Here is an 18,389-nt window from a genome sequence, read left to right as displayed (position 1 = left end):
AGGTCTAAACAATGTCTCGACGTCCCCCTGGAACGGCGAACGAGAGTTCACGCACCATCGCCCCAACTCGCCGACTTGTAATGAGCGGCGCGGCGGCGCCGCTCCTTTCGGGGAACGCGACAGATCGGGCCGCTTCTGCTTGTGAGATCTGGCTGACACGCCACGCCGAGCACGAGCGCTTAGGCAATCGGTGGCAACAGATCGAGACGCGGCTCTTCCGGGATTACAACTGGTCCAAGCTCACGCGCGCGCAACGCAAGCGCTTCCCCGAAAAGCATGAGATGGACGATCTCTATGATCGCATGGACGCGCTGCACGAAGAGAACCGCTTCCTGCTCGCGTCGCTCCCGGCGCTCGTCGCGACTTCATCGCTCGGCATCTGCGGCAAGCTCGCTATCGCCGCGATCGAAGTGTGCCCGGAAGAAAATGAAAAAGCGCATCGTCTGATCGCCAGCATCCTGCGCGACTATCGCGCGCTGCACGGCGGCTGACGATGGATTGGGGTTCGCTCACCGGCTTTGCGCTCTTGCTTACCGTGGCGATCATCGTGCTGCGACTGCTCTGGTATTGGCTGATCATTCTGCTCGTGCTGGGTCCGCCGACCTATGTCGGCATTCTGGCCGGGCAAGTCGTTGGCGTTCAGTTCGATAGCGTCGGCGCGGGACTGTTTGCGGCTGTGATCATCTCAGGCTGTCTCATTGAGACGGTTCGCTACAGTTTGCGACGGGTGTGCTGATGGCTCGCCTCTCACGCCGCAAGGTCGTCGCTGCTCTAGGTTCAGTACCTCTGCCTTCAGGCAAAGAGGTCTGCGCTGCGGCCGCCGCCGATCCTGTGCTCCTGCTGTGTGCTCACTATGGCGAGCTTGCACGCCGCCAGGAGCTTCTCTTGCGCCAGTGGGGCGACCGGGAGGCGTGGCTGGGCGACAACCGCGATTGGTTCAACCTCAGCAAAGCGGAGCGGCGTGCGCTGCCGGAGGCGCAACTGCTTTACGCCATCGACGAGGAATACGACCGCTGTGTCCGGGCGGGCGTTCGCATCGTTCGGCGGTTGCGCGCCCTCCCGGCGCTGACGGTGGATGGCGCCGCCGCCAAGTTGAGTGTCGTCGCGGAGGTTATTGACCCGGAGGATTACCCGGGTGCGCATCGCATATTGCTGAGCACCATCGAGGATTTGCGCGTCATGGGCCGGAAGGGTTGAGGCCATGCGCAAGTGGCGCGCGACCGGCCGAGTGTTCGACCGCTTCGAGTATCTGATACTCCTGAACACCCCACACCTCGACTTCGGAAAGTGGCGCCTGCACCAAGTTGAGGTGCTGGGCTGTTATTGCGATCACGAGGGCCTCTGCGCGCAGATCGACCGGGCGCAGCGCTGCGGTGACGTGATCACGCTCCGAGGCTTTGCAACGCGGATCAGACGGCCCGATCCGACAGGAAAGACGCATGGCGTGTCGTTGATCGTCACAAGCGTGCACACGCATTTCGCAAACGCGCTACGGCGGCTTCGCCCCAAGAGAAAGCCGACGAACGCGAATTAGGTGTCACGCGCGGGGCTTTCGCGATCGTTCGCTGGAAACGGCAGATGGTCGTTCGATGCGGGCCGCAACGGCTCATCAGACGATTGGCGCGGCGCGCTGCATTGCTGGCGGAAGTAATCGAGGAGATCGCACTCCCGGTACATGGCGCGGCTGCCCACACGCATGCACATCGGTCCCTTCTTCTCGCAGAGAAGCCGCGCAAGCGTTTGCGCCGAGATCGTAAGGCCGAGGTCGGTGAGGAAGATCGCGGCGTCCTTCCGCGATAGCAGGCGATTGATGCGTTGCGGACCGTTGCTGGTCATGTCCAACTCCTTCTGAGTTATCCACAGGCATGCCCGAGACTCAGCGCCCCATGCGTTCTGTCAACGGGCACGATGGGACCTCTTGACGGACATTCCAAAGTATGCCGCGAGTGGCGGAAACGACGGGAAACGGTCCGGCAACAACGGGAAACAACGAAGTGCCACCGTGCTCGCGCGCGCCAAGGGCAAGCGCGTCCCGCGCCGCGCTTCGCGCGTCCCTTGGCCCGCGCTGCGCGCGATGGCTGATGTGAAGGCGTCGGGCCGCGGGGCGCGTCCCGAACAAGAAGTCGACGGCGCCTGCCGGCGGCGTCGACCACGGGGCTAAGCGGGAAGCCTGCGGACACCGTCGAGCAGTTCGATGGCCATCCCTGACGGCAGGTCAGACGCCGGTGTTCAATAAAGGAAGGAACAGGCGCTCCGAGAGATGCTTCACCACCGGCGATGCTACGCCATCACCGGTGAGGTGATATGCGTCGGTGTAGCGCTTCGGTAGCACGTACGACTCCGGCAAGCCCATTAAGCGAGCTGTTTCGCGCGACGACAACAAACGCGAACGCACGACATCGCCCTCAACGAACAGCAGGAGCTGGCGGCTTGAACCACCCCCGGGCGTCCGGAGACAGCCGGCGAGACCATCAAATCGGATTTCTGCACGTTGATACCGGCCTCCGTGCGCATCCCTACGCATACGTCGATAAACCGTGCCAACCATTCGACGGCCAGATGCGCGGGCCTCCGCAACCTTTGCGAGGTGTATTGGCGCCATCAAATCCAGAATGTTCTGCGTTTCCGCCGCCGATTGCCACTTAACGTCTGAGGGCTCGTCCTCAATTATATCGATGAGGTTGATTGTGCGGGGCGGTGCGGCCGGAAGGTCCCACCATATCCAGTGCTTCTTTAGACCCGGTGAAAGCATATCGTAGGCGCGCACCAACGCCTGCGAGTGGTGCGCGCCGTGCGCACCGTCGAGCGCATATTGTCCGAGACTGATGTGCGACTGCACTGCCACAACGAAGAGGCGCGGTCTGGACTGTGGCACGAAATCCTTCGCGTCTATGACGATCGCGCCGACGCGATAGTTGAGCTTTACGAGCGCTTTGACGATCTCGCGAAAGTCGCGACCTTCGTGCGAAGTGAGCGTACCGCAGACGTTTTCCAGCGTGACAATGGGGGGGACGCGCCCCTCATTTTGCAGAGATTGGAGCAGGCTCCAGAAAAGCCAGAAGGCACTGGACCGTTGTCCTTGCAAGCCTGCGCCCAACCCGGCGACGGATAGATCCTGACAAGGGAAAGAGGCCCAGGCTAGGTCGATTGCGCTAGCCGGCAGCTGATCCGTGGAGAGTTGTCCGATATCTCCCTCGTGCAATTCAGCGGCGCCCCAGTTTTCCCGATACGCTGCGCACTTTTTGGGATCGAAGTCGTTGGCGAAAGCGCAGCGCCATTGCTCGCCCAACCCAGCGCGGACCATACCGCCGCCGGCGAAGAACTCGACAAATGTCGGAGTACGGCGCGCTCGACTCCTTCTGGATTCTGAGCTGGCTTTGTGCACGTCCGCCCCCGAGATAATGCGCGCTGCTTTACTTGCAGGACGGGTCTTTTACGGACAGTTAACTTCACCGAAGATTGAGTCGCAAGGATGGCCGCCATGGTCGCTCAGGCGCGGTTTACGTTGGCAGCGAGGCGTGATCTTCACGGCGCGGGGTTCGAATGGCCCGCTGCGCCGGAGCAGGACGAGCTTGAGGGGAACCATTTCTACCAGGACCTTCGCTTGATTTCTTGGGACCAGGTCGATGCAGCGATCGCGTTGGAGAGAGGCCTGCTCAAAATATTCGAGGACGCGCCCACCGAGGACGCGGCAAGGCAAGCGATAGATTCCTGTCTGGCAAATGCCCACAATTCGGACCCCTTGTTGGCCCCGCTGTGTGATCTCGACATTGGCGTTGCCTCTTGCGTGATGGCGCTTTCGGCCGCCGACTGCATTCCATTCACGAGCTGCAATGGCGGTGCCCTAGGTGGGCTACATAGCAGTTCTTATCCAGTCGTTGCGTTTTTCATGCGGCCCGCGCACGCGCCAATTCTGCTAGCCTGCGCCGAACGCGCCCGCATTGGCTTGAAGCCATATGAAACGGGTCGCTTCCAGGCCTACGCGGACGACCTATACAAACTGATCCACTTTGCTTGCGAGCTTCGAGCAAAAGCCGACAGCTTGCGCGCGATCATCGACTAAGCGCGGGGGGCCGTCGATCAAGCGTCATTCGAGGTCTCAGAGGACGCCAAGCTCGACGCCTTGACCAACGATTGCGCCCGCAAGGTTTCTGTGAACGTGTCGCTCTTCGCGACGCGATCTTCCGCGCCTTCTTGATCGAACAACTTGATTGTGTGGTCTAGCACGGCCTTTATGTCCGGGTCTGTAAGCGTCGAGACCTTGAGCGTCTTGAGTGCGGCGGCGTGAACCGGGCGAGAATCGTTGAGCTTCCATGCCAGCTGCATCATCGTGTGGTAGCGCAGATTATTGCGATAGATAGAGTCGATCGACGCCCGTTCCTTGCGGAAGTAGCGATCGACGGCAAAGTATAGGTTGGCGCACACCTCGTAGATTTTGAGGTCGTTGCTATCGGCAAAGAGCTTCTGGTACGTGGTGTCGTCTTTCATGATCGTTGTTGGTCGAGCGCGCGCGTCGTGGGGCCGCTCAAGAAGGATGGCGATGACCGATTGGGCAAGCTTATCAATGCCAATGATTTTCTGTGCCGACTTGCCCTTGTTACGCCAATAATCCTTCCGTCGATCGTAGAAGATGCCGAGCTGATGGAGAAACTCCTCGATCTTGCGCTGAAATGGCTCGGTTGCGTGCAGCGATGCGGGCTTGATCGGCGTTTGAGAGTTGGTGGCCTTGATCACGCGGTCGCGTCGCGCTTCGTCAGCAATTTCTAACACCCGAACCTGAACGCTGCGGTTGCTCTTATCGTCGCCGCCTCCCGCGAAGAAGCGGTGAATCTCATGCGACGTCTGGAGGCCGTTGACCACTATGGGGTTCTTGATCGTGAGTTTGCTGTCTTGCGCGGCAGCTTCCTCCGCGAGGATTGTGACGCCGTTGTTGAGCCACCAGAAATCTGCATCGTCCGCCTCGTCCGCCAACGTCGCGGCGATTTCCTTGTTCAGCGCAGCCCCGCTCTGATAGTCTCGGACATTGAATTCGAACAAGGCATCGACGATCTGGCCGCCTTCATTCACGAACTCGAAGTAATCCTTTAGCTTCGCGAGGATGACGTAGCCCTTTCCATGCGAGATAGGCTGCTTCACAAATGGCAGCTGCTTCACCATTACATTCTGTTTCTGCGCTTCGGTGTAGAGACGCCCGGCATCCCAAAGCTCGACCTTGCATGTCGATTTTGGAAAGCGAGCTGCAACTGCCTTTTCAAGCGCCGGAATCATGGCCTCCACCTTGGAGTTTCCCGTTGTCGCAAGCGTGGCGTAAATGACGTGCACCTGAACCACAGGGAATTGCGCTGCCAACTCCGTAAGCGCATTTCGATAGCTTTCAAATACCTCGCAGACCTCGCTGTTGAAGCGGGTGGCAAGCGCAGCTTTGTCTGCATCTAGCCGGATCAGTTCCGGGACCGACGACATTAAGTTCGACATGGCGGTCTCTGTGAATCCGCCATCGAGTTTCGACTGGATGATGAACAGGTCTACGGTAACGGGCGACTTGAACGTGTCCAGTTCGGTGTCGATCGCGATCAACGACCGGTTCACGAAGAAGAAGACCCCATCGATCCCGCCGTCGTTCTTGCCATCAACGATCCCCTTGTCGATTTCGTCAAACGAGAGCGCAAATGGTTTGAGGACCGTTTCGGCACAGAAGTACTCGAAGGCATCGCCGTCGGTCAGCGCCCCGCCGCCGTAGCGATCCTTGCTCTTGCTCAGAATCGATTTGATGAGGACATCGTCGCTCATGCAGAATCACCTTTGTCTTGAGCTAATTGATCCAACTATGGATCGCGGACTGCCTTGCCGCAAACCGGGTGGTCACAATCCGAAGATTGCCACAGAATTCCGCGCGATCAGGACCCTGACCTGGGCATTTTAGGCTCCCGGCGGTATCAACGGCGGTAGAGATCACTCCCCAATCGCGCGAGACATTTGCTGGCTCAGTGGGATACAAAGGGGCTGAGAGTTATCTTCTGGCACCATTTCCGAATTCCGAGACATTCCGCCGCGTTCCTCGGATTTCCGCAAAACTTCGTTACCGCCTCAATTGATCTTCGCTTCGACGCGTTCTGCGGAAGCGCACCTCATTGTGACCTTCCGATAAAGCATCGAATGCGCGCGAGCGCGGCCTGACTCCGGCGCGCGTATCTGGCGCAGCGCGATGACGTATCGCGCCGTCGACAGATGCGCGGTGCTCGCGGCCTCGGGCGTGTTGGCGCCAGTGGAGGCCAGCATTCTGAGCGCGGCAACGCCGGGCGTGGCCTAACCTTATCGATTGTAAGAGCTTGCGGCGCGCGCTTTATGAGGGCGCTGATCGCGCAGGTGAAGAGGTTGAATGTATGAGTGGAAGTTTGAGCGGCCGCGTTGTGTTGGTCACGGGCGCGTCGTCCGGCATAGGTGCGCGCTTTGCCCGCATCGTCGCGGCCGAGGGCGCGGCTGTCGTGATCGGCGCACGTCGGCTCGATCGGCTGCAGGCGCTGCGTGCCGAGATTGAAGCAGCCGGCGGCAAGGCGTTGGCGGTGGCGTTGGACGTGGCTGACGAGGCTTCCGTGATCGCCGCGTATGACGCAGCGGAGGAGGCGTTCGGCTTGGTCAACGGCGTGGTCGCCAATGCCGGGGTGAATTACGATGGCCGCGCGACGGAAATTGCCGTCGCCGATTTCGATCAAGTATTTGCCGTCAATGTGCGCGGCGTGTTCTTAACCGCCCGAGAGGGCGCGAAGCGGCTGCAGCGCGCTGGTCTGGCCGATACGGGGCGCATTGTGCTCATCTCATCCATCACCGCGCTGATGCAGACCGTGGCGCTCGCGCCTTACAGCGCGTCGAAGGCGGCGGTGACGCATCTCGGCAAAGTGCTGGCGCGCGAATGGGCGCGCACGGGGCCGAACATCAATCTGATCTCACCGGGCTACATCCGCTCGGAACTGGCCGGCGATTGGTTCGAGACCGAGGGTGGTAAAAAGCAGATCAATTCGTGGCCGCGTCGGCGCATGCTCGATGAGGATTCACTCGATGCCACGCTGCTCTATCTGCTGTCCGACGCGAGCCGCAATGTCACAGGCTCGGATTTCGTCATTGATGACGGCCAATCGCTCTAAGGGCCGCAAAGAGGTATCGATGAGCATTTCTCAAGAGAGCGGGGAGGCGATCGCCGCCGATGTCGAACGCTTTGTCCGCGGCACGGTGGCGGCCTACGAAAAAGATGCGCGTCTCGGCGCGCACGGGCCGTCGGATGAATTGGTGCAAGAGCTGCGTGGGTTGGCGCGCGCGGCGGGCGTGCTGACGCCGCATATACGCCACGGCGGCGCACATCTTTCCCATCGCGCGAGCGCGAAAGTGTTGCGCGCGGCGGGCCTGTCGCCGCTGGGCCCGGTGGCGGTGAACGTCATGGCGCCGGACGAAGGCAATATGTATCTGCTCGGCAAGGTCGCCAGCGAGGAGCAGAAAGCGCGCTTTCTAGCGCCGCTCGTCAGCGGCGAGGCGCGCTCCGCGTTTTTCATGACGGAGCCGGCCGAAGACGGCGGCGCCGGCTCTGATCCGTCCTTGCTCAGTACGATCGCGACCGAAGACGGCAATGGCTGGGTGATCAATGGCCGCAAGGCCTTCATCACCGGCGCGATCGGCGCGCGCGTGGGCATTGTGATGGCGAAGGCGGCGGCGGGCGCGACGTTGTTTCTGGTCGATCTGCCCGACCCGGCGGTGCGTGTGGAACGCGTGCTCGACACGATCGATAGCTCGATGCCGGGCGGCCATGCGGTGGTGGCGATCGAAAATTTGCGCGTAGAAGGCGACCAGGTGCTCGGCGTGCCGGGCGATGGCTTCAAGCTGGCGCAGGTGCGCTTGGCCCCGGCGCGGTTGACGCATTGCATGCGCTGGTTGGGCGCCTGCACGCGCGCGAATGAGATCGCGACGGCTTATGCGGTGAAGCGCCAGGCGTTCGGAAAGCCGCTGATCGACCATGAAGGCGTCGGCTTCATGCTGGCGGAGAATTTGATCGATCTGAAGCAAGCCGAGCTGATGATCGATTGGTGCGCCGATGTTCTGGACACTGGCGTGCTGGGCACGGTCGAAAGCTCGATGGCGAAGGTGGCGGTGAGCGAGGCGCTGATGCGTATCGCCGACCGTTGTGTCCAAGTGATGGGCGGTACCGGCGTGTCGGGCGACACAATCGTGGAGCAAGTGTTCCGCGAAGTGCGCGCCTTCCGCATCTATGACGGCCCGACCGAGGTCCATAAATGGAGCCTCGCCAAGAAGATTAAGCGCGATGCGCACGGCGCATGAGCTTTTCCTTCGCCCAGCAAGGCAGTGGCGCGCTGCTGGCCGATAACGCGAACCTGACCGCATTGGAGTTAGATCGCCGATCGAGGTCGGCATTTACCCGAAGAGCCTGACATCGCATGTTGGGGGAGGGCGGCGATTGCCGGCGCCCCCGATGGGGAGATGCACCGCCATGCCGAACGACGTTGTCAGCATCGAAATTGACGACCGCGTCGCCATTGTGCGGTTCGACCGTGGCGACAAAGCGAACGCCCTGTCAGCAGACGCCATGCGACAGCTGACAGACGCCGCGCGCAGCTTTCATGCATGCCCCGATGTTTCGGCGGTCATACTTACCGGCCAAGCGCGGAAATTCACGCTGGGCGCCGATCTCAAGGACCCCGCTCGTACTGAGCAGCGCGCGCAAAAGCTCAGCGGCCGCCGCCTCTCTCTGCGGGCGGGCCCGGATATGTGCGAAGCTTTCGAGAAGATTGATGCGCTTACCATTGCAGCCATAGAAGGCTGGTGTGTTGGCGGCGGCGCCGCACTCGCCGTTGCGTGCGATCTGCGCGTGATGGCGAAATCCGCGACGGTGTACGTGCCTGAAGTTGCTCGCGGTATGAACATGAGTTGGGGCGCCATCCCGCGCATGACCGCCCTTGTCGGCCCGGCTCGAGCGAAGCGCCTCGCAGCCTTGTGCGAAAAGGTGGACGCGGCCACCGCGCTTGCCTGGGGCTTAGCTGACGCCGTTTGCGAAGATGGCCGAGCGCTGGAGCGCGCGATGGAGTTTGCCAGAGCCGCCGCGGCGCTTCCGCCGACCGCCCTCAAAATGGTCAAACGCGATGTGAATGTCGCAGCCTTGGCGCTGAGTCAGGCGACGGGGCACCGCGATCTGGAAGCATTCGCGTTGATGGAACGCTCCGACGACTTTGCGGAAGGGGTTTCAGCCTTCCTCGAGGGGCGGAAGCCGAGGTTCAGCGGAGACTAGCGCTACAGAGGGCGCACGTTGGTCGTCTGCGCCAGACGGATCACTTCGTCGGCCTGGCAAAGCGCGGTGCCGGGGCGGAGTAGCGACGCGGCGCCGGCGGCGAGGGCGTAGCCAAAAGCAGTGGCAAGCGCATCGCCGCGTTCCAGCGACCAGACAAGACCACCGAGGAAGCTATCGCCGGCGCCGACGGAGCTCGCTACCGGCACCTGCACGGCGGGCGCGATCCAGGCCTGCTTTGCAGTCACGATCATGGCGCCGTCACGCCCGCGCGACAGCGCGACGATCTCGGCCTGACCCGAGTCGATCAGGCTGCGTGCAGCATCAAGGGCGGCCCTCTCGTCGCCGAGCGGCATGCCGACGAGTTCGCCCAGTTCGCGCATGTTTGGCTTCACCAGATGGACGCCTCCCGCGAGCCCGAGACGCAGCGGCTCGCCAGAGGAATCAAGTACGAACTGGGCGCCCATGTTTCTCGCTATCGCACCGATACGCGCATGCGTGTCCGGCGGCGCGCCGTTTGGGAGACCGCCGCTGGCCACCACGTAGCGAGTGGGGCGCGCTTCCATGATCGCACTCAAACACGCCTCAAACTCAGCAGCGCTCACGCTCGGACCGGGTAGAACGAAGCGAAATTCGTCTTGCGTGTCGGTTTCGCGCACCGTGAAGCTCTCGCGCGTGACGCCGGCGATTGGCGCCACGCAACTTTTGACGCCCTCCGCTTGTACAAGTCGCTGAAGATAATCCCCGATCGGCCCGCCTGCGGTGAACATTGCGGTGACGTCGCCGCCGAGACGCGAGATAACACGCGCGACATTGATCCCGCCGCCCCCGGGGTCGCGTCGTTCCGTGTCGCAGCGCAGCTTATGGACCGGGGCGATCCTGGCGATGGATGTATAGACGTCCACCGCTGGATTGAGCGTGATCGTGAGAATCGCCGACATAATGCTAGCGCGAGATAACGGCGTCTGCGCGCACACGGTGCGTGAACATGAAGAATTCTCCGCGTTTCTCAGTTTACGAGCTTACAATCACCCGAACTTGATACGGCGCAATAGCGAACGCTTGGCGTTGGGTGATTGATAGCCACGTGCATATGGAGCAGGGCCGATGGCGGCGGGGCAGATAGCTTGGTTTGAGAACGTCGGGCGCGGCGACATCGCCAAGGTCGGCGGCAAGAACGCTTCGATCGGCGAGATGGTGCAGGCGCTTGGCGGGCAGGGTGTGCGTACCCCGCCTGGCTTCGCCACGACCACGGATGTTTATCGCACCTTCGTCGAGGTCAACGGATTGCAGCCGACTATTGTCGCGGCATTGGCGGACCACGCATCGGGCCGAATACCCCTGGACGAGGCTGGTAGGAGCATTCGTGCGGCCTTCATGCGCGCGGCGTGGCCGGTCGAAATCGCGCAGGCCATCACGCGCGCCTATCAAGAGCTTTGTATGCGGGCCGGACGCGCGAACGTCGATGTCGCCGTGCGCTCGAGTGCGACGGCGGAAGACCTCCCAAGCGCCAGCTTCGCCGGTCAGTTGGAGACGTTTCTCAATATCCGAGGCGAGCAGGCGCTGCTGGACGCCGCTCAGAGATGTCTGGCCTCCTTGTTCACGGATCGCGCCATCAGCTATCGCTTGGCGCAGGGTTTCGATGACCTCAAGGTGGCGCTCTCGGTTGGCGTGCAAGTCATGGTCCGATCTGACTTGGCCAGCGCCGGGGTCATGTTCTCCGTCGACACCGAGACGGGGTTTGACAAGATCGTCGTGATCGATGCGGCGTGGGGGCTGGGGGAAACCGTCGTCCAGGGCGCGGTGGATCCTGACGCCTACCAAGTGTTCAAGCCACTGCTGGGAAACCCTGCGCTCAGGCCGATCGTCGAGAAGAAGTGCGGCGGCAAAGAGATCAAGATGATCTACGCCGACGCCAACGATTGTCCGACCGCGACCGTGCCGACGTCGGAGAAAGAACGCACCGCATTTGTGCTCACGGACGAGGAAATCCTGCTGTTGGCGCGCTGGGCTTGCGCCATCGAGCAACATTATGGGCGCGCCATGGACATGGAGTGGGCCAAGGACGGAAGCACCGGCGAACTCTATATCGTGCAGGCGCGTCCGGAGACGGTGCAGTCGCGCCGCAAGGCGGACGCGTACAAGAGCTATCGTGTAAGTTCCAAGGGCAAGGTCCTGGCTAAGGGGCTAAGCATTGGCGACGCCGCCGCGACAGGCCCCGTCTGCCGCATCGAGAACGCAGCGGACATCGGCGGTTTTGTTGACGGCGCAATTCTTGTGGCCTCAACAACCGATCCTGATTGGGTGCCAATCATGAAGCGCGCGGCCGCCATCGTCACCGACCATGGTGGGCGCACCTCTCACGCGGCGATCGTAAGTCGCGAGCTGGGGTTGCCCGCGATCATCGGCGCTGGCAACGCCACCGACGTACTGAGCGATGGTCAGGTCGTGACAGTCTCCTGCGCGGAAGGCGGAGAGGGCTTCGTCTATGAAGGCGTTTCGGAGATTGAAGTCGTCGATGTCGACCTCAGCGCACTCCCATCCACGCGCACGCATGTGATGCTGAACCTCGCCAATCCCGCTGCTGCGTTCAGGTGGTGGCGGCTCCCCGCCGATGGCGTCGGGCTGGCACGCATGGAATTTGTTGTCAGCAACCACATCAAAGCGCACCCGATGGCGTTGCTCGGCTTCGATGCGCTGAAGGACAAGTCGGCGAAGCAGGCAATTGAGGCGCTGACACGCGGCTATAGCGACAAGGCCGAGTATTTCGTCGATAGGTTGTCGCGGGGGCTCGCGCGCATCGCCGCTGTGATGTGGCCCAAACCCGTCATCGTGCGAACAAGCGATTTCAAGACCAATGAGTATGCGCACCTGATCGGCGGCGGCGAATTCGAGCCACAAGAGGAGAATCCGATGCTCGGATTCCGCGGCGCGTCGCGTTATTGTTCGCCAAGCTATCGCGACGGTTTCGCACTGGAATGCAGGGCCTTGCGCCGGCTTCGGGACGAATTGGGCTTCTCCAATGTCGTCATCATGATCCCATTTTGCCGATCCCCGGCCGAGGCCGATCGGGTGCTCGCCGTGATGCAAGAAAACGGACTGCGCCGGGGTGAGAACGGGCTCGAAATCTACGTGATGTGCGAGATCCCCTCCAACGTCATTTTGGCGACAGCGTTCGCCGAGCGGTTCGATGGATTCTCCATTGGAAGCAACGACCTGACGCAATTGGTGTTGGGCGTCGATCGTGATTCCGCGGCGCTTGCCGACCTGTTCGACGAACAAGACGACGCGGTAAAATGGATGATCCAGACGGTCATCGCGAAAGCGCATGATGCGGGCGCAAAGGTCGGGTTGTGCGGCCAGGCGCCGAGCGACCATCCCGAGTTTGCCGAGTTTCTGGTCGATTGCGGCATAGACTCGATGTCTGTAACGCCGGATAGCTTTGTCGCGGTAAAGCGCCATGTTGCTGCGGCGGAGGCGCGACGCGGTTAGGCGGGCGGATGTCGGCGATGTGCTGGCGTGGGCGCGACGCGGGAGGGACTCGTCCAGCGTGGAACAGAGATATGGAGAATGACGCATGCATCGTCGCACTCTGCTCGTTTCTGCGGCCTCCGCGGCGTTGGCCGGCTGCAGTTCGCCATTGCCGGCGGAGAGCATATCGCCAGCCGTTGCGCCGCTGCCCGTGACTTCGGGGACGGATGTGTTTGACGTCGCCCTTTATCGTGAAGTCGCCAGCCAACCTGGTAACCAGTTCGTGTCGCCTTTCAGTGTCGCCAGCGCCTTTGCGCTTCTCTATCCCGGCGCGCGCGGCCAGACTGCGAGCGAGATCGCCGCGACATTCGGCTTCGATGCATCGGCGGCCGCGCAGGCGCGGCTAACGCGTGACTTGGCGCAAACGCTCACGGCGCAAACCGGCGGCAGCGAACTGTCGATCGCCAATGCCGCCTGGGTCGAACGCACTATGGAATTGCGCGCCGATTATGCGCGTATGATCCACAATCAACTCGGCGCGACAATCGAAGCCGTCGATTTCATCACCAACCAGTCTGCAGCTTTACAGCGCATCAACGCCTGGGCTGCGCGAGAGACACGCGACCGTGTGCCGGAGATCCTCACAGAGAGCGATCCGAGTCGACGGCTTGTGCTCACAAACGCCGTCTATTTCAAAGGCAAATGGAGCGACCCGTTCTCCGCGAGCGCGACCCGGGATGGCGATTTCTACGCAGCGAACGGCGTGACTGAGAACGCGCGACTCATGCGCCAGATTACCAACGCGCGCTATTTCGAAGTCGATGAGTTTCAGGCCGCCGAATTTGATTATGACGACGGCGAGTTCGGTCTCGCGGTGTTTCTACCGAGGGCGCGCAACGGCATCGGCGCCTTCGAAAGCGGCCTATCAGGGACGCGTCTTGATGAATGGCTTCAGCGCTTGGCCGCGGCTCCGCCCGCCCGGCTAGACCTGACGCTGCCGAAATTGCAATTGAACGCCGAGTACGACCTTGTCGGCCAACTCCAGTCGCTCGGCGTGCGGGTGGCGTTTACCGATGGCGCGGATTTCTCCGGGGTCACGGAGCAAGCCACGCTTGCGGTCAGCGCCGTGGTTCACAAAACTTTCCTCGCCATCGATGAAGAGGGCACGGAGGCGGCCGCGGTCACCGCTATCGATATGAGGGCGACCTCGGCGCCGATGCAGCCGGAGGCGCCGCCGATCGCGTTCAGAGCCGATCATCCCTTCTTCATCGTGCTGCGACATCGGCGAACCGCCACGCGGCTGTTCCTGGGGCGCATCGCAAGCGCAAGGTAAGGGCGGCGACCCTCGCGCGTATCACGCGCGCGGATCAATAATCATCTTCACCCGTGCGCATGCGATAGCCCACGCCTTGTTCGGTGAGGATGAGCGGCGTGGCGCCAAGATGCGCCTCAAGTTTGCGCCGCACTTGTCCGATAACCACCCGGACATTTTGAAAGTCGCGCACCTCGCTGTCACCCCAGGCGCCGTCGAGCAATTGGCGATGCGTGACGACCTGGCCTGCATGCTGGGCCAGCAGGCGCAGCACGTCATATTCACGCGGCGCCAGATGCACGATGGCGTTGCGCACGCGGACTCGGCGCGCCGCCAAGTCAATCAAAAGCTCGCCATTGCGGATCGTTGTCTGACTTTCCGAGCGCACCAGACGATGGCGGAGCGCTGCGCGCATGCGCGCGAGCAATTCGCCAATGCCGAATGGCTTGTTGACAAAATCATTGGCCCCCAAATCGAGCGCGGCAATCTTCTCGTCCTCCTCATCACGCGCGGAGATGACAATGATGGGCACGTCGGACCATTGACGCAGGGCCGCGATCAAATCCTTGCCGTCGCGATCGCCGAGGCCCAGGTCGAGCAATACGATGTCGGGTTTCAGGCGTGCGGCGGCGGCGAGGCCGGTCTCTAAAGTCTCCGCGGTCTCCAATGTGAAGCCTGCCGCGGAGAGCGGATGGCGCAGCACCCGCGGGATTGCGACCTCGTCCTCGACGAGCAGGGCAAGGCGGCTCTGATTCATGAAGGGCTCTCCTCGGCCGCGAGGGCGATGGTGAAGGCGGCGCCGCGCTCGTGCGCCACAGGGCTGCGCAAGGTCAGCGCGCCGCCCATGCTCTCCACCAGCGATTTGGCGATGGGTAGTCCCAAGCCCACGCCGCGGCTGCGCCCGACATGCTCGGGCGCGCGGTAGAATTTGCTGAAGATCAGGTCCTGTGAGTCCGCGGGAACGCCTGGGCCGTCGTCGACGATTTCGATCGTGGATGTGCTGCCCGATGTCGCCACGCGCACCTCGATTGTCCCGCCCTGGTCGCTAAGCGCAATCGCGTTCTCGAGCAGATTGAGCACCGCGCGTTCGAGCAGGACAGGGTCGACCTGTGCGGGCGCGAAGGTCTGACCGGCGCTTTCGATCTTGATGTTGCGTTCCATTGCCCGCCGCCGCGCGTGCGCCACGGCGTCGGCGGCAATGTCGAAAAGGTTCGCGCTGACGCAGCGCGGGCGCAACTGACCTGCTTCTAGGCGGGTCATATCAAGCAGATTTGAGACAAAGCGCGCCAGCCGTTCGGTTTCGTCGCGCACTGCCGCGATGAGATCGCGCTTGGCCGCCGCGTCGAGTTCGCGTTCGTAATCAATGAGACTCGTGGCCGACGCGAGAATGGTGGCAAGTGGGGTACGGAAATCGTGTGACAGGGAATTGAGCAGCGCCTGACGCAATTGTTCCGTTTCAGCAAGCGCGCGCGCCTTGGACATCTCGGCCATCAGCGCACCGCGGTCGAGCGCCACGGCGCCGAGACGGGAAAGCGAGTCCAATACGTTGCGTTCATCGACGCCAATGTTGGGAGCGCGCGTCGCGAGCACGCCGACCACAACGCCGTCACGATCGCGCAGCGCGCTCGCCGCGAAACCATCGCGCACGATCAACGGGGCGGCGGCCGCCTCGATGATGTCGTCGATCTCGGATGGGCCGAGTGCTTGCGTTGGGTCCGACGAAGCCGCCACGCGCCACGCGGGCGACGGAGTCAAGATGTAAACTGGGCTCGCCAGCGCGCGGGCTGCGCTCTGTGCAAGCACTTCGTAGATGTCAGCTGGCTCAAGCGGCCGCGAGAGCGCGCGCGCAGCGTCAAATAGCGCTTCTGTTGTCGCCAATTGGCGGCGCGAGAACGTCACCTGCGCGCGCAAGCGGCCGGCGAGCAGGCCGGTCAGGAGCGCGGCGACGAAAAACAATACAAGGGAGATGAACGCGTCGGCGGTCGCGAACTGCCAGGAGAAGAGTGGCTCGACGAGAAAGAAATTATAGATGCAGAAGGCGACGAGTGCGGCTGCGAGCCCCGGCACCACGCCAAAGAAAGCGCCCGCGCACATGACGCTCGTCATGAATACGAACGAGACATGCGTGACGCCAAACGTACGCGTCAGCCATGCTGCAATGAGCCCGGCGAATAATGGCGCGACCGCAGCCGCCGCCAATTGAAGGCTTGTGAAGCGATCGCCCCGCGTCTGGTCGAACGCGGATCGCGCATATTCTCGCAATTGGCGCAGCGCGGGGGCGATCATGAACGACAACCCCCTGGTGACCAACCGAGGTTTTCCGACCTGTCTCGGAGCCCGCGGCGCATGCCGACCCGGCGCGCCGACACAAGGCCCGCCCACGGTGCGGCGAAGATGATGGAATCGTTGATGAGAGGCATATTTATAAAGAACTTATAAGCACGATATTGCATCCGTGCGCTGGCCTTTTATTGACCCACCTTAGCCTGCTCCGCAAATGAACGCGCGGAGGCAGTGATGCGAAACATCCTCAAGGTTTCGGCTTTCGGCATTCTGCTCGCCGCCCCGTCGAACGTCTCTGCGCCCTACCGCGTCGGGTGAGGGAGGCGGTGATGATCAGCGGGAACGTACACGAGCGGCTCGTCGGCGCGCTGAGCCGCTGACCGGCGCAAGGGAGCTTCACGCGCATGCAGTGTTGCAGGACCCCGTTCCGCAACGGGAGCGCGCTTCCGCCGAGCGTGGGGGCCGCAAAACCGCGCGCATGGGCGGCTTATGATTGAGCCGATTGAAGAGAGCAATTTTGGCGAGGCCGTGGGTCTATTGGCGGAAGGCTTCCCGCGTGGGAGCCGGGCCTATTGGGCAGGCGCGCTCGAACGTATCGATGCGCTCGGCGAAAACCGCGCGCTTGGAATTCCGCTCGGGCACATCATGCGCACGGACGGGCGCGCCCAAGGGGTGGCGCTCACGATCGCAAGCCGTCGCCCCGATCACGGTGAGCGTGAACGTGTGCACGTGAATTACGCGGCCTGGTATGTGGCGCCGGATCAGCGTTGGCGCGCGCCCTTGATGATGCGGGCGCTCATTCGCACGCCATGCGATGTGTTCACCGACCTGACTCCTTCGACAGCGGTTCGAGCGATTTTGCCGTCATTCGGGTTCAAACAGATCACACAAGGCATCGTGCTGGACATCACGGCTTTACATCAAGGCGGGGGTGAGGTCCTCGATCTCGGAGCCGTCCCGACGCAAACGCGGGCGCTTCTGAGCACCCATGCGCGTTTTGGGGGGCAGGCGGTCGCCTTGCAGTCGCGTGACGGCGCGTTGACGCCGATCCTTTACAAGATCGTGAAGTGGCGGGGGCTGCGCGCCGCGCACATTCTATATTGCGCCTCCAATCGTTTGCTGCATGGCCATCTCGGCGCCCTGGCGAAACACCTTCGCCGCGAGGGAATTGGACTCATCAAGCTCGACGCGTCGGTGGATGGTCCGCCCCCGCGCGGATGGCTTCGCAAGGGCCGTGAGCTGCGCTTTGTGCGAGGCCCGACGAGACCGGATGTGACCGATTATCTGGGGTCGGAATTATCGCTGTTTGATTGGTGAGTGTGGTCTGAGAAATGCGGCGGGAGGAAATGACCGTGAAGGGAAGAGAGTTGGAAGTGTTTTCGGTGATCTGCGATTTTCTGAGCGCGGCGGCTTCGGCGCCGCCTGGGCTCAAGCTTGATCACGACACGCCGCTCCTCGAGGACGGCGCACTCGATTCCTTGGGCATCCTGCAATTGACGGCGAGGCTCGAAGAGGCGTTTGGATTTCAGGTGGCGGACGAGGATTTCACGCCGGAGAATTTCGAAACCATTGGCGCGCTGACCCGCTATGTCGCGGCGCGCCTGAACGTGGCGGCGTGACAGCGCGTCCAATGTATCTGTTGCACCATCTGCTCGATGCGCGCGTGCATGACGCCGCGCGCCCCGCATTGATCGACGGACCGCGCTCGTTGACATACGGCGAGTTTGCCGCCGCTGTGGAGCGGACGGCGTTGCGACTCATCGCGGCGGGTGTGGCGCGCGGCGATCGCGTGGCCATCCTACTGCCGAAGAGCCTTGAGGAATGCGTTGCGATCTTTGCCATCAGTCGCGTGGGCGGCGTGTTTGTCCCCATCAACGCGGCGCTGAAGCCAGCGCAGGTTCGCCACATCATCAATGATTGCGGCGCGCGCGTGATCGTCAGCACGCCAAGCTTCATGTCTGGGCTGGAGGACAGTGGCGCGGCGATGATCGAGGCGGCGCTGACCGATGAAGCCGTGTCCGGACCAGCGCCACCATC

The 18,389-nt window shown here is 62.2% G+C and carries 19 protein-coding genes; 13 read left to right on the top strand and 6 right to left on the bottom strand.

The window, feature by feature from the left end; translation table 11 throughout:
• Nucleotides 1–80: 80 nt before the first annotated feature.
• From VF769_RS10130 to VF769_RS10115, 4 genes are read left to right on the top strand one after another with little or no spacing between them, the layout of a single operon-like run.
• Nucleotides 81–491: a hypothetical protein gene (locus VF769_RS10130; RefSeq protein WP_331008283.1), complete on the top strand. Its 411-nt coding sequence runs from the start codon at nucleotides 81–83 to the stop codon at nucleotides 489–491.
• Between the two features lie 2 nt (nucleotides 492–493).
• A complete protein-coding gene (locus VF769_RS10125) occupies nucleotides 494–736 on the top strand; it encodes a hypothetical protein (RefSeq protein WP_331008282.1) in 243 nt (80 codons plus the stop codon).
• Nucleotides 736–1,197: a hypothetical protein gene (locus VF769_RS10120; RefSeq protein WP_331008281.1), complete on the top strand. Its 462-nt coding sequence runs from the start codon at nucleotides 736–738 to the stop codon at nucleotides 1,195–1,197. Before VF769_RS10125 ends, VF769_RS10120 begins: the two co-directional genes overlap by 1 nt.
• Before the next feature lie 4 nt (nucleotides 1,198–1,201).
• A complete protein-coding gene (locus tag VF769_RS10115) occupies nucleotides 1,202–1,534 on the top strand; it encodes a hypothetical protein (RefSeq protein WP_331008280.1) in 333 nt (110 codons plus the stop codon).
• On the opposite strand, the gene VF769_RS10110 is transcribed toward VF769_RS10115, so the two are convergent.
• Both VF769_RS10110 and VF769_RS10105 read right to left on the bottom strand, forming a co-directional pair.
• Nucleotides 1,531–1,836: a hypothetical protein gene (locus VF769_RS10110; RefSeq protein WP_331008279.1), complete on the bottom strand. Its 306-nt coding sequence runs from the start codon at nucleotides 1,834–1,836 to the stop codon at nucleotides 1,531–1,533. The two genes, VF769_RS10115 and VF769_RS10110, sit on opposite strands and share 4 nt — an antisense overlap.
• Before the next feature lie 379 nt (nucleotides 1,837–2,215).
• On the bottom strand, nucleotides 2,216–3,385 hold the full coding sequence (locus tag VF769_RS10105; protein ID WP_331008278.1) for a DNA cytosine methyltransferase: 1,170 nt from the start codon (nucleotides 3,383–3,385) through the stop codon (nucleotides 2,216–2,218).
• Nucleotides 3,386–3,472: 87 nt separating this feature from the next.
• Between VF769_RS10105 and VF769_RS10100 the strand changes: the two genes are divergently transcribed.
• A complete protein-coding gene (locus VF769_RS10100) occupies nucleotides 3,473–4,063 on the top strand; it encodes a hypothetical protein (RefSeq protein WP_331008277.1) in 591 nt (196 codons plus the stop codon).
• 17 nt (nucleotides 4,064–4,080) lie between these two features.
• Here the strand turns inward: VF769_RS10100 and VF769_RS10095 are convergent, their stop codons facing one another.
• Complete coding sequence (locus VF769_RS10095; RefSeq protein ID WP_331008276.1) at nucleotides 4,081–5,790, bottom strand: AIPR family protein; 1,710 nt, start codon at nucleotides 5,788–5,790, stop codon at nucleotides 4,081–4,083.
• Between the two features lie 593 nt (nucleotides 5,791–6,383).
• Between VF769_RS10095 and VF769_RS10090 the strand changes: the two genes are divergently transcribed.
• The 3 genes from VF769_RS10090 (at nucleotide 6,384) to VF769_RS10080 (ending at nucleotide 9,289) form a co-directional block, all read left to right on the top strand.
• Nucleotides 6,384–7,142 carry an SDR family NAD(P)-dependent oxidoreductase gene (locus tag VF769_RS10090; protein WP_331008275.1) on the top strand — a complete coding sequence of 253 codons (759 nt, stop codon included), beginning with the start codon at nucleotides 6,384–6,386 and terminating at the stop codon, nucleotides 7,140–7,142.
• Nucleotides 7,143–7,161: 19 nt separating this feature from the next.
• A complete protein-coding gene (locus VF769_RS10085; protein ID WP_331008274.1) occupies nucleotides 7,162–8,325 on the top strand; it encodes an acyl-CoA dehydrogenase in 1,164 nt (387 codons plus the stop codon).
• A gap of 169 nt (nucleotides 8,326–8,494) precedes the next feature.
• On the top strand, nucleotides 8,495–9,289 hold the full coding sequence (locus VF769_RS10080) for an enoyl-CoA hydratase/isomerase family protein (protein WP_331008273.1): 795 nt from the start codon (nucleotides 8,495–8,497) through the stop codon (nucleotides 9,287–9,289).
• Nucleotides 9,290–9,291: 2 nt separating this feature from the next.
• Here VF769_RS10080 and VF769_RS10075 read toward each other — a convergent pair whose 3' ends face one another.
• Nucleotides 9,292–10,227, bottom strand: a complete 936-nt coding sequence (locus VF769_RS10075; protein ID WP_331008272.1) for a 1-phosphofructokinase family hexose kinase — start codon at nucleotides 10,225–10,227, stop codon at nucleotides 9,292–9,294.
• A gap of 166 nt (nucleotides 10,228–10,393) precedes the next feature.
• Here VF769_RS10075 and ppsA point away from each other — a divergent pair, with 166 nt between their 5' ends.
• Entirely contained in the window at nucleotides 10,394–12,778 is a 2,385-nt protein-coding gene (ppsA, locus tag VF769_RS10070) for a phosphoenolpyruvate synthase (RefSeq protein ID WP_331008271.1), read from the top strand.
• 85 nt (nucleotides 12,779–12,863) lie between these two features.
• Nucleotides 12,864–14,090, top strand: a complete 1,227-nt coding sequence (locus VF769_RS10065; protein WP_331008270.1) for a serpin family protein — start codon at nucleotides 12,864–12,866, stop codon at nucleotides 14,088–14,090.
• Between the two features lie 34 nt (nucleotides 14,091–14,124).
• Here the strand turns inward: VF769_RS10065 and VF769_RS10060 are convergent, their stop codons facing one another.
• Both VF769_RS10060 and VF769_RS10055 read right to left on the bottom strand, forming a co-directional pair.
• Entirely contained in the window at nucleotides 14,125–14,826 is a 702-nt protein-coding gene (locus tag VF769_RS10060) for a response regulator (protein ID WP_331008269.1), read from the bottom strand.
• Nucleotides 14,823–16,355, bottom strand: a complete 1,533-nt coding sequence (locus tag VF769_RS10055) for a sensor histidine kinase (RefSeq protein ID WP_331008268.1) — start codon at nucleotides 16,353–16,355, stop codon at nucleotides 14,823–14,825. The genes VF769_RS10060 and VF769_RS10055 overlap by 4 nt, the downstream gene beginning before the upstream one ends.
• 486 nt (nucleotides 16,356–16,841) lie before the next feature.
• Between VF769_RS10055 and VF769_RS10050 the strand changes: the two genes are divergently transcribed.
• From VF769_RS10050 to VF769_RS10040, 3 genes are all read left to right on the top strand, one after another.
• Complete coding sequence (locus VF769_RS10050) at nucleotides 16,842–17,669, top strand: hypothetical protein (protein WP_331008267.1); 828 nt, start codon at nucleotides 16,842–16,844, stop codon at nucleotides 17,667–17,669.
• 29 nt (nucleotides 17,670–17,698) lie between these two features.
• Complete coding sequence (locus VF769_RS10045; RefSeq protein WP_331008266.1) at nucleotides 17,699–17,971, top strand: acyl carrier protein; 273 nt, start codon at nucleotides 17,699–17,701, stop codon at nucleotides 17,969–17,971.
• Nucleotides 17,968–18,389 (top strand): AMP-binding protein (locus tag VF769_RS10040; protein ID WP_331008265.1); only part of this gene is annotated, 422 nt, incomplete at its 3' end. The genes VF769_RS10045 and VF769_RS10040, both read left to right, overlap by 4 nt.

This window comes from Vitreimonas sp. (assembly GCF_036392335.1).
Classification (GTDB): Bacteria; Pseudomonadota; Alphaproteobacteria; order Caulobacterales; family Aquidulcibacteraceae; genus Vitreimonas.
This window is presented reverse-complemented; position numbering and strand designations above follow the sequence as displayed.

Bases quoted from the DNA above. Each gene is read 5' to 3' on its own strand.
- VF769_RS10110 (WP_331008279.1), bottom strand. From the start codon at position 1,836: ATGACCAGCAACGGTCCGCAACGCATCAATCGCCTGCTATCGCGGAAG.
- VF769_RS10055 (WP_331008268.1), bottom strand. From the start codon at position 16,355: ATGATCGCCCCCGCGCTGCGCCAATTGCGAGAATATGCGCGATCCGCG.
- VF769_RS10125 (WP_331008282.1), top strand. From the start codon at position 494: ATGGATTGGGGTTCGCTCACCGGCTTTGCGCTCTTGCTTACCGTGGCG.
- VF769_RS10075 (WP_331008272.1), bottom strand. From the start codon at position 10,227: ATGTCGGCGATTCTCACGATCACGCTCAATCCAGCGGTGGACGTCTAT.
- ppsA (WP_331008271.1), top strand. From the start codon at position 10,394: ATGGCGGCGGGGCAGATAGCTTGGTTTGAGAACGTCGGGCGCGGCGAC.
- VF769_RS10115 (WP_331008280.1), top strand. From the start codon at position 1,202: ATGCGCAAGTGGCGCGCGACCGGCCGAGTGTTCGACCGCTTCGAGTAT.
- VF769_RS10045 (WP_331008266.1), top strand. From the start codon at position 17,699: ATGACCGTGAAGGGAAGAGAGTTGGAAGTGTTTTCGGTGATCTGCGAT.
- VF769_RS10080 (WP_331008273.1), top strand. From the start codon at position 8,495: ATGCCGAACGACGTTGTCAGCATCGAAATTGACGACCGCGTCGCCATT.
- VF769_RS10100 (WP_331008277.1), top strand. From the start codon at position 3,473: ATGGCCGCCATGGTCGCTCAGGCGCGGTTTACGTTGGCAGCGAGGCGT.
- VF769_RS10130 (WP_331008283.1), top strand. From the start codon at position 81: ATGAGCGGCGCGGCGGCGCCGCTCCTTTCGGGGAACGCGACAGATCGG.
- VF769_RS10085 (WP_331008274.1), top strand. From the start codon at position 7,162: ATGAGCATTTCTCAAGAGAGCGGGGAGGCGATCGCCGCCGATGTCGAA.
- VF769_RS10090 (WP_331008275.1), top strand. From the start codon at position 6,384: ATGAGTGGAAGTTTGAGCGGCCGCGTTGTGTTGGTCACGGGCGCGTCG.
- VF769_RS10120 (WP_331008281.1), top strand. From the start codon at position 736: ATGGCTCGCCTCTCACGCCGCAAGGTCGTCGCTGCTCTAGGTTCAGTA.
- VF769_RS10060 (WP_331008269.1), bottom strand. From the start codon at position 14,826: ATGAATCAGAGCCGCCTTGCCCTGCTCGTCGAGGACGAGGTCGCAATC.
- VF769_RS10065 (WP_331008270.1), top strand. From the start codon at position 12,864: ATGCATCGTCGCACTCTGCTCGTTTCTGCGGCCTCCGCGGCGTTGGCC.
- VF769_RS10095 (WP_331008276.1), bottom strand. From the start codon at position 5,790: ATGAGCGACGATGTCCTCATCAAATCGATTCTGAGCAAGAGCAAGGAT.
- VF769_RS10050 (WP_331008267.1), top strand. From the start codon at position 16,842: ATGATTGAGCCGATTGAAGAGAGCAATTTTGGCGAGGCCGTGGGTCTA.